This window comes from Mesorhizobium intechi, from assembly GCF_002879535.1.
Lineage (GTDB): Bacteria > Pseudomonadota > Alphaproteobacteria > Rhizobiales > Rhizobiaceae > Mesorhizobium > Mesorhizobium intechi.
Genome location: NZ_PNOT02000219.1, coordinates 26,999 through 43,362, shown reverse-complemented (window position 1 = coordinate 43,362; position 16,364 = coordinate 26,999). Strand labels below are relative to the sequence as shown.

The following is a 16,364-nucleotide window of genomic DNA, read 5'->3' as shown; positions in this document are numbered from 1 at the left end:
AATGATGCGGAAACTGTCGCTTCTGTTTGCCGGTGCGCTGATGGGCGCATCCGCCATGAGCCTTGTCTATGGTGCTCCTGGCTCGTCGGCGAACGCTGCGGGATCGGAGACCTACAAGCAGCTGGCGATCTTCGGCGACATCTTCGAGCGGGTGCGGGCACAATATGTCACGCCGCCCGACGACAAGTCGCTGGTCGAGAACGCCATCAACGGCATGCTTTCCTCTCTTGATCCGCACTCCTCCTACATGAATGCCGAACAGGCGCAGGATATGCGCGTGCAGACCAAGGGCGAGTTCGGCGGCCTCGGCATCGAGGTCACTATGGAGAACGACCTGGTCAAGGTGATCACGCCGATCGACGATACGCCCGCCGCCAAGGCCGGCGTGCTGGCAGGAGACTACATCGCCAAGATCGACGGCGAGGAGGTTCGCGGCCTGACGCTCAACGACGCGGTCGAAAAAATGCGCGGCCTTGTCAACACGCCGATCAAGCTCACCATCCTGCGCCAGGGCGCCGACAAGCCGATCGAGCTGACGGTGGTGCGCGACATCATCAAGGTCAAGGCGGTCAAGTTCCGGGTCGAGAACGACATCGGCTACATGAAGATCACCTCGTTCACCGAAAAGACCTATGACGACCTCGAGAACGCCATCGACACCATCAAGAAGCAGGTGCCGGACGACAAGCTCAAGGGCTATGTGCTCGACCTGCGCCTCAATCCGGGTGGCCTGCTCGACCAGGCGGTGAGCGTGTCCGACGCCTTCCTGAAGCGCGGCGAGATCGTCTCGACGCGTGGCCGTGATCCGAAGGACGTCACCCGCTTCGACGCCAAGCCGAAGCAGACCGACGACATCAACGGCAAGCCGATGATCGTGCTCGTCAATGGCGGCTCGGCCAGTGCGTCCGAAATCGTCGCCGGCGCGCTGCAGGATCTGCGCCGCGTCACGGTGGTGGGCACGCAGTCCTTCGGCAAGGGTTCGGTGCAGACCATCATTCCGCTCGGCGAGAATGGCGCGCTCAGGCTGACGACGGCGCTCTATTACACGCCATCGGGCAAGTCGATCCAGGGCAAGGGCATCACGCCCGACATCAAGGTTGACCAGCCGCTGCCGCCGGAACTGCAGGGCAGGGACCTGACGCGCGGCGAATCCGATCTCAAGGGCCACATCAAGGGCGCCGACGAGAGCGCGACCGGCTCGGGCTCGGCCGCCTATGTGCCGCCGGATCCGAAGGACGATCTGCAGCTGATCTTTGCCGAGAAGCTGCTGCGCGGCGAGAAGACCGATCCGGCCTTCCCGCCCAACCCGGAAAAGGCCGTGCTCAACCAGTAACGGTTTGGTCGGCCGGGTCTGGCCGCCTGAACGAAGCAATGCGATGCTGCCGGGACCGAAAGGTTCCGGCAGTTTGATTCGGGGAGGCAAGACCACGCCTCCGGATGTGGCGCCAGGGGGCGCCAGGGTTGATGAATTCGCGCATGTCGTCGAAGGGATCGCCTTCGCAACCATGCGCCCTGGGGACAGGGCTTGGCTGATATCGGCAAGGACATCGAACGCCCGCTTGGACAGACCGTCCGGGCTCCCCGCGCCGCCGGCAAGGTCAGCACGGGCGTGGTCGCGTCGACCGTTGCCGTGCTGGCGCTGGTCGGCGTATCGGCCGCGATCGCGCTCAGGGAAAAGCCGTTTCGAAAGCCGCAGGAGGTCGCCGTTTCGACGCCGAAAGTGACGGCCGCGGCCGCGCCCGCCGCCGCGCCATCCGCTCCGGCCCCGGTGGCGGCGCCAAAGGCTGAAACGCCAGCCAAGACCGGTGGTCCCCAGATCATCCATGTGCAGAAGGAGGAAGGCGATGGTCCTCCGCAGGCCGCCATCGTCATCCGCGATCCGTCCAGTGTCGGGCAGAACCTGAAGATCGCGCATCTTCCCGACAAGGCGCTGATCGAAGTCAGCGACACCGGACCGCTGCCGATACGCTCCGTCGATGGTAGACGGCCTTTCGACGTCTATGCACGGCCGTGGTCAGGCGCGCGCGGCGCGCGGGTGGCGATCGTCATCGGCGGGTTGGCCGTCTCGCAGACCGGCACCCAGGCCGCGATCGCCAAGCTGCCGGCGGAAGTGACGCTGGCCTTCGCGCCGCAAGGCAACAGCATCGGCCGCTGGATGCAAGCCGCCCGGCAGAGCGGCCACGAGATCGTCATGCAGGTGCCGCTCGAACCGTTCGACTATCCCAACGTCAATCCCGGCCGCAACACGCTGACCGTGGCGGCGAGCGCCGAGGAGAACCTCAAGAATCTGCACTGGGCGCTGTCGCGGACGACGAACTATACCGGCGTCATGAACTATATGGGCGGGCGTTTCTCCGCCGACCCGGGGGCAATGGAGCCGTTCATGGCCGAACTCGGCAAACGGGGTCTCGCCTATATAGACGACGGATCGTCGGCGCGCAGCCTGGCGCCCGACCTGGCGCTGAAGGACGGCGTGCCCTTCGTCGCCGGTGACACGGCGATCGACGCCGTGCAGGATCGCGGCGCCATCCTGAAGAAACTCGACAGTCTCGAAGCCACGGCGCGGGCCAAGGGCACTGCCGTCGGCATCGGCTCGGCCTTCGATCTCACGGTCGACATCGTCTCATCCTGGATTGCCGAAGCCAAGAAGCGCGGCATCGAGATCGTGCCGATTTCAGCGGTGGCGATCGATCCGCAAAAGGGTTAGCCATCGCAGGATGGCTGGAGACACCGACTGATGCCGAAGACGAAAGTGGTCGACCGCGAAGCGCTGCCCTACCGTCCCTGTGTCGGGCTGATGATCCTCAATGGCGAGGGCCTGGTCTGGGTCGGGCATCGCATCGCCGAACCCGACAGCGAATTTGCCGGCACGACTCAGCTGTGGCAGATGCCGCAAGGCGGCATTGACAAGGGTGAGGAGCCGCTGCAGGCGGCCGAGCGCGAGCTTTACGAGGAAACCGGCATGCGTAGCGTCTCGCTCATCGCCGAAGCGCCGGACTGGATCAATTACGACCTGCCGGACCATCTCGTCGGCATTGCCTTCAAGGGCCGGTATCGCGGCCAGACGCAGAAATGGTTCGCCTTCCGCTTCCATGGCGAGAGCAGCGAAATCCAGATCAATCCGCCGCCGGGAGGCCATACCGCCGAATTCGACGAATGGTCGTGGCGGCCGATGCAGGACCTGCCCGACCTGATCGTGCCATTCAAGCGCAAGGTCTATGAGGACGTGGTGGCGGCGTTTAGTCATCTGGCGCGGTAATCGCGCGCCGAGGTTGCCGCGTTGGTGCGAGGGTCGTATTGATGGCCGATGCAATGAGGGTCGCCATGAACGACGCCGTCGACCGGTCCACTGCGAAAATCGTCACCGGTTGGCCGGTCAGCGAAGCGGCGGCCGGCGCGATCCTGACGATCGATCTCGACGCGATCCGTGAAAACTACCGGCGGCTGAAGGCACGGCTGGGCGGCGTGAACTGCGCCGGGGTGGTCAAGGCCAATGGCTACGGCCTCGGCGCCGCCCAGGTGGCTACGGCCCTGATCCGGGAAGGCTGCGACATCTTCTTTGTCGCGCTGCTGGCGGAAGGCATCGCGCTGCGCAAGGCGATCGGCACCGGTCCGGACATCTACGTGCTGAACGGCCTGCCGCCTGGCTCCGAGCCGGAAGCGACGGCGGCTGGGCTTTGCGCGGTCATCAACAGTGGTGCGCAGTTGAAAACCTGGCGCGTGGCGGCGCACGATGCCGGTCGCCGGCTGCCGGCGGCCATCCAGGTCGACAGCGGCATGTCGCGGCTCGGCATGGCGCCGGCCGAGGTCGAGGCGCTGGGCGGTGATGGCGGTGCGTTCGACGGCATCGACGTCAAATATGTGATGAGCCATCTGGCCTGCGCCGACGAGCCGCGCCATCCGGCCAACGAACAGCAGAGGCTGGCTTTTGAACGGCTACGCGCCGTGCTGCCCGAGGCGCCTGCCTCGCTCGCCAATTCCTCCGGCATCTTTCTCGGACCGTCTTACCATCACGATCTGGCTCGGCCCGGTGCGGCGCTCTACGGCATCAATCCGACGCCCGGCGAGCCGAATCCGATGCTGCCCGTGGTGCGGCTGCACGCCAAGGTGGCGCAGACGCGCCGCGTCGAAAAGGGCGCCGGCATCGGCTATGGCCATAGCTACCATGCGGTCGGCCCGCTGAGCCTGGCGACGATTTCGTTCGGCTATGCGGATGGCTGGCTGCGCCGCTCCGCTTCGGCGGCGTGGTTCGAAGGCGTGCGCCTGCCGTTCCTCGGACGTGTGTCGATGGATTCGATCATTCTCGACATATCCGCGCTGCCGCCCGGCAAGCTGCGCGAGGGCGATCTGGTCGAACTGCTCGGTCCCTCCCAGAGCGTCGACGATGCCGCCGGCCATGCCGGCACCATCGGCTATGAAATCCTGGCCAGCCTCGGCCCGCGCTTTCACCGCCGCTATGTCGGCGGTTGAGCGTTTGGCCGCGCTTGACAAGCGTGCGCCTGTCGGCAAGGTTCGGGGCATGAGCAACCTCGCTTACACCAGAACCTTGTTCAGGGTCTGCCCGATCGCGGGATCGTAGCCCCGGCGCGGCCGCCTTCTGGCGTCCGTTCGTATCGGGGCATCAATACATCCAACCGCCATCAAGCCGTACAGCCCTTCAAGGCCGCCGGCCTTTCATCACGCCGCCGTCAGTACGGTGGCAAGCGCGCATCCATTCGATGCGCCGATCCAAGAGGTTTGCCATGCAACATGGAACAGGACTGCGTCCGCCGAGCCGGATTCTGATCAGCGACACCGACCATGACAGGTTGACTGGCCTGGCGAGCGCCTTGCTCGACCGCGCCCCCGAGACGGCCGAGGAACTGCTCTTCGAGATGGACCGCGCCATCGTCACGGACGCGGCGACGATGCCGGCCGACGTGGTGCGCATGGGTTCGATCGCAACGGTCCGCGGCGAAGGCGGGGAAACCCAGCGCATCATGCTGGTCTATCCTGGCGAAGCCGACATTGCCGAAAACAGGATTTCGGTGCTGACGCCGATGGGAACGGCGCTCATCGGGGTGGCGATCGGGCAGGCGGTTCGCTGGAGCAGTCGTGGCGGCCGTGAACTGTCGGTGACGGTCGAAGCCGTCGACACGCCGGTCTCCGGCGCGCAGCGGCGCTGATCGTGGAGGCGGAGATGAAAAGCACGAATTGCTGCCTGACCACGAAGGACCGCGCCGTCCTCGAAATCATGCTGGAGCGTTGGCGCGCATTCGCTGATCCAATCGTGCAGATGCTCGAACGCAAGCTTTCAAGCGCCGATATCGTCCAGGTCGATGCGGTCGGCCCCGATATCGTCACGCTGAACAGCAGGGTGGTGTTCAGCGTCGATGCCGGTCACGCCGAGACGCGCACCCTGGTGCGGAACGAGCTGCGCGGACCGGTGGGCTCCAGCCTGTCGGTGGCAACCAGGCGTGGGCTCTGCATGCTTGGCATGGCGCAGGGCCAGGCGGCTTCGATCGAGCACGCCGACGGCCGGCGGGAGTCGATCCTGATCAACGCCGTGCTCTACCAGCCGGAAGCTGCCCGCCGCGCGGTCAGGAAGAAAGACCGAGCCGACGGGCGGCGACCGCACGGGCTCACTCTCGTCTACAGCGCCGCAGACGATTGGCGGCCTCTTGGCGAGACGCCCGGAATGCGGCAGACAGAAGACGACGACCCCGGTCCCTCGGCGGCGTGAATGGGCAACAGCGCATGGTTCTCGAAAATCGGCATCGATTTTCATTTGGGATCATGCGCACATCGAGAAATGCGGTCGCGTCGACGGGCGTCCTGAGGGCGCGCGCCGCGGCAAGGAGTGAACGATGCAGATCATGGTGCTGGGCGGCGGCGTCATCGGGGTGACCACGGCCTATTACCTGGCCGAGGCCGGGCACGAGGTGACGGTGCTCGACCGCCAGAAAGGCCCGGCGCTGGAAACCAGTTTCGCCAATGCCGGCGAGATTTCGCCCGGCTATGCCTCGCCCTGGGCCGGACCCGGCATTCCGCTCAAGGCAATCAAATGGCTGTTGATGAAGCATGGCCCGCTGGTGGTGCGGCCGGCGTTCGATCCGCATATGTGGACCTGGCTGGTCAAGATGCTGCGTAACTGCACGGCCGAGCGCTATGCCGTCAACAAGTCGCGCATGGTCCCTCTAGCCGAATACAGCCGCGACACGCTGAAGGCGCTGCGCGAGGCGACCGGCATCACCTATGACGAGCGCACCCAGGGCACGCTGCAGCTGTTTCGCACGCAAAAGCAGCTCGACGGTACCGGTGGCGATGTCGACGTGCTGAAGAAATATGGCGTGCCCTACGAGATCCTCGACCAGAACGGCTGCATCGCGGCGGAGCCGGCGCTGGCCGGCGTGCGCGAGAAATTCGTCGGCGGGCTGAGGCTGCCGCATGACGAGACCGGCGACTGCAAGATGTTCACCGAGAAACTGGCCGAGCTCTGCGTGGCGCGTGGGGTCAAGTTCGAATACGATACGACGATCTGGCGGGTCCTGCGCAGCCGCAACCGCATTGCCAATCTCAGCACCAGCAAGGGTTTCAAGGCTTCCGAAGCCTATGTGATGGCCCTGGGCAGCTACTCGGCGGGCTTCATGCGCCGGATCAAACGGTCTATCCCGGTCTATCCGGTCAAGGGCTACTCGATCACCGTGCCGATCAAGGACGCCGCCCTGGCGCCGGTGTCGACCGTGATGGATGAAACCTACAAGGTGGCGATCACACGGCTCGGCGACCGCATTCGCGTCGGCGGCACCGCCGAGATTTCAGGCTTCGATCTCAGGCTGCACGAATCGCGGCGGCGCACGCTCGAACATTCCGTCGGCGATCTCTTTCCGGGCGCCGGCGCCATGCGCGAGGCGACGTTCTGGTGCGGCCTGCGGCCGATGACGCCGGACGGGCCGCCGCTGATCGGCCGCACCGAGCTTTCCAATCTCTTCCTCAACACCGGCCATGGCACGCTCGGCTGGACCATGGCCTGCGGCTCGGCCAAGGTGCTGGCCGACATCATGTCGAACAAGGTGCCCGACATCGATGCCCGCGCGCTGGCGCAGGAGCGCTACCTGACATAGGCGCGGGGAGATCAGAATGCCTGCCTGACCCAGGCCTCGTCGAACAGCAGCCGATACGCCCAAGGGATCGTCACGTCGGTGGCGACCGGGTTCGAGTGGGCGAGATAGTCGTCATAGATCGGCTTCATCCTGACGTAAAAGGCGGGATCGAGCACCATCATGCCGTTCTCTGAATCGTGGAAGAAGCTGCGGTTGTTGAGGTTGACCGAGGAGATGGCGACCAGCCTTTCGTCGATCATCATGATCTTGGAATGCAGCACCACGTCTGGCGCCTTGAACTCGCGGATGTCGATGCGGGTGCCATATTTCTCGACAAACAGCTTGTTGAGCGCGGTGAGGAACTTGCCGCCAATGTCGCCCTTGAGGTCGATGCGGCCGACAATGTCGATCTTGACGCCGCGGGCAAGCGCCCGGTCGAAGGCATGCGCGAGGCTCGGCGTCAGATTGAGGTAGGGGTTGACGATCTGGATATGCTGCCGGGCGGCGTCGACCAGTTCGACGAAATAGGCCTCCAGCGCATGGTCGTCCTCATAGGGCACGGAAATGAAATGCCGGGCATTTCCCCGGGGACGGCGATCTCCACTGACCGGGATGGAGAAGGGGCGCGCCAGATTGGTGTCGGCATCGCGCAGCCATATCGTCGACAGATGCGCGGCGAGCGTCTCGACCGTCGCCCTGTCGGCAAACTCGATGTCGAAGTCGCTCCAGTTCGAATAGTAGTTCAGCGAAAAGCCATCGGTCTTGCCGTATTGCTGCAGGTCGGGATAGCGCGACAGGTCGATCGGACTGTGGAACAGGAAGCCGTCATGGATGTTGCGGCCGCCGATGATAATGCGCGAGCGCGCAGGATCCAAAGCCAGTGTCGCCAGCATCTTGATATGATGGGTCTTGTGCAGCTGTGAAATCTGCTCGTCGATCGGCGCGCCATGATCGGCGCGCCAGCGGTATTCCTGCAGCTCGACATTGGGGAACTCCGCCGCCAGCCGGTGCAGCATGGCGTCGTCCTTTTCGCGCTCCAGCACGTCAGTGACCAGAATGCGCACCTTGGTGCCCAGGGCGGCATGATGGCGGATCAGCCGCTCGATGATCCTGCCGGAAAAGTCGGCCTTGAATTCGAGCGACGACAGATAGATCAGCTTCAGCCTTGGCGCCCTGGAGAAATCAAGCGGCAGTTCCGGGTCGCCTTTGTCTATTGCGGCATCGGATAGCGGTGCGCCCATCAGCGCCTCGACCTTGGCATTGAAGCCGTCGCGCGACTTGCGCAGCAGCCTGGGCTCGCCGATCGGCAGGGCGCAGGTCTGCGACAGCCAGCGGCTGGCATAGAAGGCGCGCTCGAGAGCGTCGAGGCCGCCGCTGTCGGGGACCGGGCAACGTTCGTAGCGGCTGTCAAGGCTGGCAAGAGCCGGATCCGCGCTCTCTTCGCGCCGGATGGTGAGGGAAGTACCGGCCGCGACAAGGCTGGAGCTGACCTTTGCCGTGCAGCGGTTGAGGCTGTCGCCGGGAAACAGGCTGACCGTGTCGTCCTCACCCGACAGGCGGAAGCGAAATGGCGTGCCGGCGGCGATGGTGCGCGCGACGCCGGCGGCGCGGATCGCCAACGCGCCGTCGCAGGTGGCCTCGACCTCGGCCGGCTGCTCGCCAGCCTGGCGCACGACGATCTCGGTGCTGCGCGCCTGCAGGCCGGAGAAATCGAAACTCTTGGGTGCCGAGGGCCGTGCCGCCGCGTCGATGTAGAGCGTCTGCCGCGACACCCGCCAGCGTCCGTCGAAATGGCCCCAGCCGCTACCGCCATTGGCCGACGGCAGATGCGTCCTGGCGAGCGGTCCGGCCAGTTGCTGCAGCGTCGAATAGGTCGCCTGGAAGTCCCTGTTCTGCACATCGCGGCCGTTGCGCCCGAACCGGCCGGTGCCGTTGGCGCGATCCATGGCGCCGAGCTGATTGTGGGCAAGCAGCGCCAGGAAACTTCTTTCGTAGTCGCTGGCGCCGGCATCGCCGAAAAACTGCGACGCCGCGACCCGCGGCCCAGGCGTGCTGGCCGACAGAGACGGCCGCGCGCAGGCCGCCTGTCCCGGCGGGAGATCGCAGGCATTGCGGCCCGTGCCGGCACAACTGGCAAGGGCGGTCAGCCCGAGCAGGGCAAGGATGACAAATGCGAGGCGATTCACCCGTTGGCTCCGGCCTTCATGGCGCTCAACTGAGCCGGGTCGCGCGGCGGCATCAAGCCTTGGGGAAACACCTTGCAGGCCGGGATGGCGAAGGTAGCGATCAGCAATTCCGCCTCGCCGCGCATCTTGCGTGGCGCCGTCTTGTCATCACGGATCGCCCTGGCCGAGGCGACAAGCGCGCCGTCGCAATCGCAATGATTGCGGCGGGCGATGTAGCAGGCGTCGTGGGTCTGGCACACCGCGTCGAGGCGGTCGACCGGCCTGGCCGACAGATCGCCGGTGCGGGTGCCGGGGCCGCAATAATTGCCGAACACGAAAGGCGAGGGGCGTGCCATGGCGTAACGGATCGGCTTGGGCAATTCGGCTTCCGGCACTTTTGTCCACGGATTGGCGCAGGCCGACACGAAAACCAGCGGCAGGATGGCAAGAACGGCTCGCATTTTTATCCGCGCCAGCTTTCTGAAAGATTCCCCACCGGCGGCCCTGCCCATGGCGGCGACCACCACACGCCTGATGCCACACTGGCCGGTTTTGTGGCAAGGAAAAGGCGTCGCGTATCGCCCAATCGTGATATCTCCTGGTGGCACAGGCCATGGCGACAACGACGTCCGTCTGCACGGCCATTCCATATTTGCGTTTTCGTTGCGGGGCGCGCGCTATGGCTATGTCGATTGCAGCGTGATGAGCGAGAGCGCCGAGCAGGTGGAGCGGAAGTGGGCGCCGCTGGCGGACAAGGCCGAGCGTGTCGTGAATTCGTTCGTTCTCGACCCGCCTTGAAAAGCGCATTGCGTCTGCCGGTTTGCGGGATCAGGCGAAGAGGCCCCGCTCTCGCTCCACCGCCTTGGTGATGAAGCCGGCGACGATCTGGATGCGGCGCAGCGGCCGGACCGATTCGTGATAGACCAGCCAGTAAGCGCGGCGGATGGGTGCCACCACATCGACGGCTACGAGCTCCGGCATCGAACGCGCGACGAAAGTGTGCAGGATGCCGATGCCGGCGCCCGAACGCACTGCTTCGGCCTGGCCGAGCGCCGAGGAGATGGCGAAGCTGGTACGCCAGTCGGCGCTGAATTCGGCCGCGTAGTCGAGCGAAGGGCTGACGATGAGATCGGGCACATAGCCGATGAGTGTGTGCCGGCCGAGTTCGGCGGCGTTTTTGGGCAGGCCATTGGCATCGGCGTAGGCGCGCGACGCAAACAGGCCCAGCGAATAATCGACCAGCTTTCCCGCCACCAGCCGGCCCTCGGTCGGCCGCTCGACGGTAATGGCGATGTCGGCTTCGCGACGGGACAGGGAGAAGGAGCGCGGCACCGGCACGAGCTGGATCGTCAACTCGCGATGCAGCGCGGTCAGCTCGCCGAGACGCCTGGCCAGGAAGGCGACGCCGAACCCGTCCGGCGCGCCGATGCGCACGGTGCCGGAGATATCGTCGCCTTCGCCCGATATGGTCGAGCGCGCGGCGATCATGTCGCCCTCCATGCGCTCGGCAATATCGAGGAAACGCTCGCCGGCCGGCGTCAGTTCACTGCCGGTGGTCAGACGGCGAAAGAGCTTCGTGCGCAGCGCTTCCTCGAGCGCCACGATGCGGCGCGAGACGGTGGCGTGGTTCAGCTCGAGCCGCCTGGCGGCGCCAAGGATCTGGCCGGCGCGTGCCACGGCGAGGAAGATGCGGACGTCATCCCAGTTCATCGGAATCCCCAGGAGATATCTTGTAGTCAGTCATTTGCGAGAATTGATGCTCACCCGTCAACCGATATCTAATTCTCGCACAACGGTTGCGTTCTTCCTCGCGTTGCGTTCGCCCTCGCAAAGGCGGACAATACGCCATCACAAACAAGGGAGAGACATGATGATCGAATACGGTCATTTCATCGGCGGCAAGCGTGTCGCCGGCACCAGCGGCCGCAAGCAGGACGTCATGCAGCCGATGGACGGCTCCGTGCGGGGCACGGTGGCGCTGGCCTCGCAGGCGGAACTGCGCGCGGCGGTCGAGAACGCCAAGGCCGCGCAGCCGAAATGGGCCGCCACCAACCCGCAGCGCCGCGTGCGCGTCTTGATGAAATTCCTCGAACTGGTCGCCCGCGACTATGACGAACTGGCCGACATACTGGCGCGCGAGCACGGCAAGACCATCGCCGACGCCAAGGGCGACATCCAGCGCGGCCTCGAAGTGGTCGAAGTCTGCATCGGCGCGCCGCACATGATGAAGGGCGAGTTCACCGACGGTGCCGGCCCCGGCATCGACGTCTATTCGATGCGCCAGCCGCTCGGCGTCGTCGCCGGCATCACGCCGTTCAATTTCCCGGCAATGATCCCGCTATGGAAGATCGCGCCGGCGATCGCCTGTGGCAATGCCTTCATCCTGAAGCCGTCGGAGCGCGATCCGGGCGTGCCGATCCGCATCGCCGAACTGTTCCTCGAGGCGGGCCTGCCGGCCGGTATCCTCAACGTCGTCAACGGCGACAAGGAAGTGGTCGACGCCATCCTCGACGATCCCGACATCAAGGCCGTCGGCTTTGTCGGCTCAACGCCGATCGCCCACTATATCTATTCGCGCGGCACCGCGGCCGGCAAGCGCGTGCAGTGCTTCGGCGGCGCCAAGAACCACATGATCATCATGCCCGACGCCGACATGGACCAGACCGTCGACGCGCTGATCGGCGCCGGCTACGGATCGGCCGGCGAGCGCTGCATGGCGATCTCGGTGGCTGTCCCGGTCGGCAACGACACCGCCAACCGGCTGATGGAAAAGCTGGTCCCGCGCGTCGAGAGCCTGAAGGTTGGTCCGTCGACGGATTCGGCCGCCGATTTCGGCCCGCTGGTGACCGCACAGGCGCTGGAACGCGTGAAAGGTTACGTCGATACCGGCGTAAAGGAGGGCGCCAAGCTGGTCGTCGATGGCCGCGGCTTCAAGATGCAGGGCTATGAGAACGGCTACTATATGGGCGGCTGCCTGTTCGACAACGTCACGGCGGACATGCGCATCTACAAGGAAGAGATCTTCGGGCCGGTGCTCTCGGTGGTGCGCGCGCCGACCTATGAGAGCGCGATCAAGCTCGCCAACGACCACGAAATGGGCAATGGCGTCGCCATCTTCACCCGCGACGGCGACGCCGCGCGTGACTTTGCAAGCCGTGTCCAGGTCGGTATGGTCGGCGTCAACGTGCCGATCCCGGTGCCGATCGCCTATTACACCTTCGGCGGCTGGAAGGCGTCGTCCTTCGGCGACCTCAACCAGCACGGCCCGGACGCCTTCCGCTTCTACACCAAGACCAAGACGGTGACCTCGCGCTGGCCGTCCGGCATCAAGGATGGCGCCGAGTTCGTCATCCCGACGATGAATTGAGCTGACGGTTCTCTTGCTTGCGCGCCTCTCGCTTGGGCGGCGCGCTCGGCAACATATCCGACGTCGAAGGCCCGGGCTGAATCGCCTGGGCCTTTTTCGTCCGGACCGCGGCGTTATCCGCCGAATCGCTAATGTGATGGAACCAAGCGGCGGTATGGGTCTTACGTTGTATCCTGCAGCCCTTGCAGGCCATCAAACAGCGCCGGTAGCAGCCGGGGTTCTCGTCTGGCGCGAGGAGGTGTCGGATGACACGAGGTCTTATGGCGACGATGGTCTTGGGATCGCTTGCGATATCGGCGGGTGCCGACCAGGCCCATGCAGCCGGACAATGCGCACCACGAGCCGATCTGATCAAGGCACTCGGCGAAAAGTTCCATGAAAACGAGGCCGGACGCGGCCTGATCAACTCCAGCGTGGTCCTTGAGGTCTTTGTTTCGCAGCAAGGCAGCTGGACCGTTGTGGCCTCCGATACCACCGGCCGGAGCTGCGTCCTGTCGGCCGGTGAAGGCTGGGACAGTACGATGATGAAAGTGGCCCTGCCGGGTGCTTGAGCAGCCCCGCACCTACGCTGCTCCCTCCGGGGGGCGCACGCAGTGGCTTGCGTCGTGACGGGAAGCCTTTGCGACCGCCGGAGCGTCGTGCAGGGCCGAAGCTGGATTTTCCCGACCGGTGACGGATGGGAGAATGCCGCCGTCGCCACGGCGCAAGGGTGCCCGATCAGCGCGTTGCGGCGACCTCGGCATGGCCGCGCAGCAGCGCCATCAGCCGCTTGGCATCCTTTGCGGCTGCCTCCTCGTCGCCGTCGAGAATCGAACGGATCAGCGCGACGTGATGCTCGGCTGACTCGGCGAGGCCCGTGTCCGCCTTGTAGCGGAACCAGAAGCGGCGGCTGTGGGTCTGCAGCGGGGCGGCCAGCCGCGCGGCGAAGGGATTGTCGGCGGCCATCGCCAGCGCCTCGTCGAGCGCCTTGTCAGCCTGAATGAAGGCAAGAACATTGCCCGAGATGACCGCCTTCTGCATCGCGAGCGCCGCCTCGTGAAACAGGTCGGCGGCCTCGCGGGTGACGAAGCGGGCCGCCGAGCGGGCCAGCACCACCTCGACACCGCGCCGGGCGTCGAGCACGCGCAGCCAGTCGCCGGGATGCAGCGGCGCGATGGCGATGCCGGCGCGCGGCCTGACATCAAGCAGCCCTTCCCAGGCCAGCCGCTGGATCGCTTCGCGCACGGGCGTACGGCCGAGGTCCAGCTTCTCGATAAGCGCCCCCTCGGTGACAAAGCTCGACGGCGCCAGTTCCAGCGTGACGATCATATGCTCGAGCACGCGGTAGGCCCTGGCGGCCGCCGGCTCGGAGGTCATGGTTGCTTCCATGGATATCAAAGGCGATCTCCTGATATATCCTGAATATATCATAACGGATTCCGCATTGACAGCGCGTTTCTTAACAGATATACGGCTGATATATCAGATGGAGACACGACTATGTGGACCGGAGTTTTCCCCGCCGTCACGACCAAATTCACCGCCGACGACCGGCTCGACCATGCCGAAATGGAGCGCTGCTTCGGCTTGCAGATGGAGGCCGGTTGCGACGGCATCATCGTCTGCGGCTCGCTTGGGGAAGGGCCGATGCTGTCGCCTGACGAGAAGATCGATGTGCTGAAGACCGCGCAGAAAGTGGCCGGCAAGAAGCCGGTGCTGCTGACGGTCAACGAGGCGGGCACCCGTGAGGCGGCCGCCATCGCCAGGCGCGCCGCCAGGGAAGGCGCCGATGGACTGATGGTGGTGCCGAGCCCGATCTACCACACGAATGCGGAAGAGACCGTCGCGGCGCTGCGGGCGGTCGCCGAGGCCGGCGACCTGCCGGTGATGATCTACTCCAACCGGCTCGCCTATCGCGTCGACGTCACCGTCGACCAGATGGAGGAGTTGGCGTCGGACAAGCGCTTCGTCGCCATCAAGGAATCCTCCGACGATATCAGGCGCTCGACCGAGATCGTCAATCGGCTTGGCGACCGTTACGATCTGTTCACCGGTGTCGACAATCTTGCTTTCGAGGCGCTGTCGGTCGGCGCCATCGGCTGGGTGGCCGGCCTGGTCACCGCCTTCCCGCGCGAGACCGTCGCCATCTTCCAACTGATGAAGCAGGGTCGCCGCGAGGAAGCGCTCGCCATCTACCGCTGGTTCCGGCCGCTGCTCGACCTCGACGTCTCGACCTATCTGGTACAGAACATCAAGCTTGCCGAAGTGCTGGCAATCGATACCAATGACCGCGTGCGCATGCCGCGCCAACCGCTGTCGGGCGAGCGCCGCAAGGCGGTCGAGAAGATCATACGGGAGGCGCTGGCGGCGCGGCCGCAGCTGCCTTCGCTCCAGACGTCTCCCCTAACGGCGGACAGACTGGTGGCAGCCGAATAGGGGACAGCGCCGACGTGCCAGGACATTCAAAATCCCCGGAACAGGAGCAGCGCTCCGCTGCTGGGGCACCCTCTCCCCGTGAATGGGGAGAAGGGAAAGATATCGCCATTGTCGGCGGTGGCATCATCGGCATCTGTGCCGCTGCCTTGCTTGCCGAGGCGGGGTGCAGCGTAACAATCTTCGACCGCACCGGCATCTGCGAGGAGACGAGCTCCGGCAACGCGGCGGCCTTCGCCTTCTCGGACGTGCTGCCGCTGGCGCACAAGGGCATGATCAAGCACCTGCCGAAATGGCTGGCCGATCCGCTCGGCCCGCTCAGCATTCCGCCCGCCTACCTGCCGCGGCTTCTGCCCTGGCTGATCCGCTTCTGGCGCGCCGGCGCGCCGGCGAAATACGAAGCCAGCCTCGCCGCCCAGGCCGGCATGATGAAGCTCGCCGAAGCGGAATGGATGGGGCTGCTTGATCGTTCCGGCACGCGGCCGATGCTGCGCGAGGACGGCTCGCTGGAGCTCTACGAGAGCGAAGCCGAGTTCCAAGCCTCGCTGTCCGGCTGGGCCGCGCGCGAGCGCTTCAGCATCGACTTTCGGCATGTGGAAGGCGAGGACCTGGCGGGTTTGCAGCCAGGCCTCTCCCCGCGCTTCATCAAAGGCACCTTCGTGCCGGGCTGGAAGACGGTCGCCGATCCAAAGCTGCTCGGCAAGGCGGTGTGGGCTTACGCCGAGGCCAGGGGTGCCCGCTTCAAAAGGGCCAGGATCGACCGGGTGGCGGCGGACCAGGATGGCGCGACACTGATGTTGGCCGATGGCACGGCCAGGCAGACAAGGCACCTTGTCGTCGCCGCCGGCGCCTGGTCGCATCTCCTGGCGCGGCAGCTTAGCGACCGCATTCCGTTGGAGACCGAGCGCGGCTACAACACGACGCTGCCCAGGAGCGCTTTCGACGTGAAGCGTCAGCTGATCTTCTCCGGCCATGGCTTCGTCATCACGCCGCTGGAGACGGGCCTGCGCGTCGGCGGCGCCGTCGAGCTCGGCGGCATAGAGCGGCCGCCCAATTTCAACAGATCGAAAGCGCTGCTGCAGAAGGCGCAACAATTCCTGCCCGGACTCAATCCCTCGGGCGGGCGCGAATGGATGGGGTTCCGGCCCTCGCTGCCGGATTCGGTCCCCGTCATCGGCAAGGCTTCGGGAAGCCGGCCGGTCGTCTATGCTTTTGGCCACGGTCATCTCGGCCTGACCCAAGCCGCGGCGACCGGACGGTTGATCCGGGAAATCATCCTGGGGCAGGTTGCGTCCGTTGATCTCGCCCCCTTCAGTCCACAACGGTTCTGAATCTTTC

16 protein-coding genes are annotated in these 16,364 nt (G+C 65.3%); 12 read left to right on the top strand and 4 right to left on the bottom strand.

The window, feature by feature from the left end; translation table 11 throughout:
• Position 1: 1 nt before the first annotated feature.
• From C1D09_RS18655 to C1D09_RS18625, 7 genes are all read left to right on the top strand, one after another.
• Positions 2–1,333 carry a S41 family peptidase gene (locus tag C1D09_RS18655; RefSeq protein WP_038650335.1) on the top strand — a complete coding sequence of 444 codons (1,332 nt, stop codon included), beginning with the start codon at positions 2–4 and terminating at the stop codon, positions 1,331–1,333.
• A 192-nt stretch (positions 1,334–1,525) separates the two neighbouring features.
• Positions 1,526–2,707, top strand: coding sequence for a divergent polysaccharide deacetylase family protein (locus C1D09_RS18650; RefSeq protein ID WP_143975696.1), 1,182 nt, complete (start codon positions 1,526–1,528; stop codon positions 2,705–2,707).
• Between the two features lie 30 nt (positions 2,708–2,737).
• On the top strand, positions 2,738–3,259 hold the full coding sequence (locus C1D09_RS18645; protein WP_143975695.1) for an RNA pyrophosphohydrolase: 522 nt from the start codon (positions 2,738–2,740) through the stop codon (positions 3,257–3,259).
• Positions 3,260–3,324: 65 nt separating this feature from the next.
• Complete coding sequence (gene alr / locus C1D09_RS18640; RefSeq protein WP_143975694.1) at positions 3,325–4,470, top strand: alanine racemase; 1,146 nt, start codon at positions 3,325–3,327, stop codon at positions 4,468–4,470.
• Positions 4,471–4,742: 272 nt separating this feature from the next.
• Complete coding sequence (gene rnk, locus C1D09_RS18635) at positions 4,743–5,165, top strand: nucleoside diphosphate kinase regulator (RefSeq protein WP_143975693.1); 423 nt, start codon at positions 4,743–4,745, stop codon at positions 5,163–5,165.
• A gap of 14 nt (positions 5,166–5,179) precedes the next feature.
• Positions 5,180–5,722, top strand: a complete 543-nt coding sequence (locus C1D09_RS18630) for a GreA/GreB family elongation factor (RefSeq protein WP_143975692.1) — start codon at positions 5,180–5,182, stop codon at positions 5,720–5,722.
• A 124-nt stretch (positions 5,723–5,846) separates the two neighbouring features.
• Entirely contained in the window at positions 5,847–7,103 is a 1,257-nt protein-coding gene (locus C1D09_RS18625; RefSeq protein ID WP_143975691.1) for a D-amino acid dehydrogenase, read from the top strand.
• Positions 7,104–7,114: 11 nt separating this feature from the next.
• Here C1D09_RS18625 and C1D09_RS18620 read toward each other — a convergent pair whose 3' ends face one another.
• Positions 7,115–9,268: a phospholipase D-like domain-containing protein gene (locus C1D09_RS18620; RefSeq protein ID WP_143975690.1), complete on the bottom strand. Its 2,154-nt coding sequence runs from the start codon at positions 9,266–9,268 to the stop codon at positions 7,115–7,117.
• Positions 9,265–9,708: a phospholipase A2 family protein gene (locus C1D09_RS18615; RefSeq protein WP_143975689.1), complete on the bottom strand. Its 444-nt coding sequence runs from the start codon at positions 9,706–9,708 to the stop codon at positions 9,265–9,267. Before C1D09_RS18615 ends, C1D09_RS18620 begins: the two co-directional genes overlap by 4 nt.
• Before the next feature lie 49 nt (positions 9,709–9,757).
• On the opposite strand from C1D09_RS18615, the gene C1D09_RS18610 reads away from it, so the two are divergent.
• Positions 9,758–10,045, top strand: a complete 288-nt coding sequence (locus C1D09_RS18610; protein WP_143975688.1) for a hypothetical protein — start codon at positions 9,758–9,760, stop codon at positions 10,043–10,045.
• Positions 10,046–10,075: 30 nt separating this feature from the next.
• On the opposite strand, the gene C1D09_RS18605 is transcribed toward C1D09_RS18610, so the two are convergent.
• On the bottom strand, positions 10,076–10,957 hold the full coding sequence (locus C1D09_RS18605) for a LysR family transcriptional regulator (RefSeq protein WP_143975687.1): 882 nt from the start codon (positions 10,955–10,957) through the stop codon (positions 10,076–10,078).
• 160 nt (positions 10,958–11,117) lie between these two features.
• On the opposite strand from C1D09_RS18605, the gene C1D09_RS18600 reads away from it, so the two are divergent.
• Entirely contained in the window at positions 11,118–12,614 is a 1,497-nt protein-coding gene (locus C1D09_RS18600) for a CoA-acylating methylmalonate-semialdehyde dehydrogenase (protein WP_143975686.1), read from the top strand.
• Between the two features lie 260 nt (positions 12,615–12,874).
• Entirely contained in the window at positions 12,875–13,165 is a 291-nt protein-coding gene (locus C1D09_RS18595; RefSeq protein ID WP_246135803.1) for a hypothetical protein, read from the top strand.
• 166 nt (positions 13,166–13,331) lie between these two features.
• Here C1D09_RS18595 and C1D09_RS18590 read toward each other — a convergent pair whose 3' ends face one another.
• A complete protein-coding gene (locus C1D09_RS18590; RefSeq protein WP_167514670.1) occupies positions 13,332–14,024 on the bottom strand; it encodes a GntR family transcriptional regulator in 693 nt (230 codons plus the stop codon).
• 69 nt (positions 14,025–14,093) lie between these two features.
• Here C1D09_RS18590 and C1D09_RS18585 point away from each other — a divergent pair, with 69 nt between their 5' ends.
• Together C1D09_RS18585 and C1D09_RS18580 are read left to right on the top strand one after the other, a co-directional pair.
• Entirely contained in the window at positions 14,094–15,029 is a 936-nt protein-coding gene (locus tag C1D09_RS18585) for a dihydrodipicolinate synthase family protein (protein ID WP_143975683.1), read from the top strand.
• Between the two features lie 14 nt (positions 15,030–15,043).
• Positions 15,044–16,357 (top strand): NAD(P)/FAD-dependent oxidoreductase, encoded by a 1,314-nt coding sequence (locus C1D09_RS18580; RefSeq protein ID WP_167514669.1) that lies wholly within the window; start codon positions 15,044–15,046, stop codon positions 16,355–16,357.
• The last annotated feature ends 7 nt before the right edge of the window (positions 16,358–16,364 follow it).

Coding starts and splice junctions, on each gene's coding strand:
- C1D09_RS18655 (WP_038650335.1), top strand. CDS start 2: ATGATGCGGAAACTGTCGCTTCTGTTTGCCGGTGCGCTGATGGGCGCA.
- C1D09_RS18645 (WP_143975695.1), top strand. CDS start 2,738: ATGCCGAAGACGAAAGTGGTCGACCGCGAAGCGCTGCCCTACCGTCCC.
- alr (WP_143975694.1), top strand. CDS start 3,325: ATGAACGACGCCGTCGACCGGTCCACTGCGAAAATCGTCACCGGTTGG.
- rnk (WP_143975693.1), top strand. CDS start 4,743: ATGCAACATGGAACAGGACTGCGTCCGCCGAGCCGGATTCTGATCAGC.
- C1D09_RS18630 (WP_143975692.1), top strand. CDS start 5,180: ATGAAAAGCACGAATTGCTGCCTGACCACGAAGGACCGCGCCGTCCTC.
- C1D09_RS18625 (WP_143975691.1), top strand. CDS start 5,847: ATGCAGATCATGGTGCTGGGCGGCGGCGTCATCGGGGTGACCACGGCC.
- C1D09_RS18615 (WP_143975689.1), bottom strand. CDS start 9,708: ATGCGAGCCGTTCTTGCCATCCTGCCGCTGGTTTTCGTGTCGGCCTGC.
- C1D09_RS18610 (WP_143975688.1), top strand. CDS start 9,758: ATGGCGGCGACCACCACACGCCTGATGCCACACTGGCCGGTTTTGTGG.
- C1D09_RS18605 (WP_143975687.1), bottom strand. CDS start 10,957: ATGAACTGGGATGACGTCCGCATCTTCCTCGCCGTGGCACGCGCCGGC.
- C1D09_RS18600 (WP_143975686.1), top strand. CDS start 11,118: ATGATCGAATACGGTCATTTCATCGGCGGCAAGCGTGTCGCCGGCACC.
- C1D09_RS18595 (WP_246135803.1), top strand. CDS start 12,875: ATGGCGACGATGGTCTTGGGATCGCTTGCGATATCGGCGGGTGCCGAC.
- C1D09_RS18590 (WP_167514670.1), bottom strand. CDS start 14,024: ATGATATATTCAGGATATATCAGGAGATCGCCTTTGATATCCATGGAA.
- C1D09_RS18585 (WP_143975683.1), top strand. CDS start 14,094: ATGTGGACCGGAGTTTTCCCCGCCGTCACGACCAAATTCACCGCCGAC.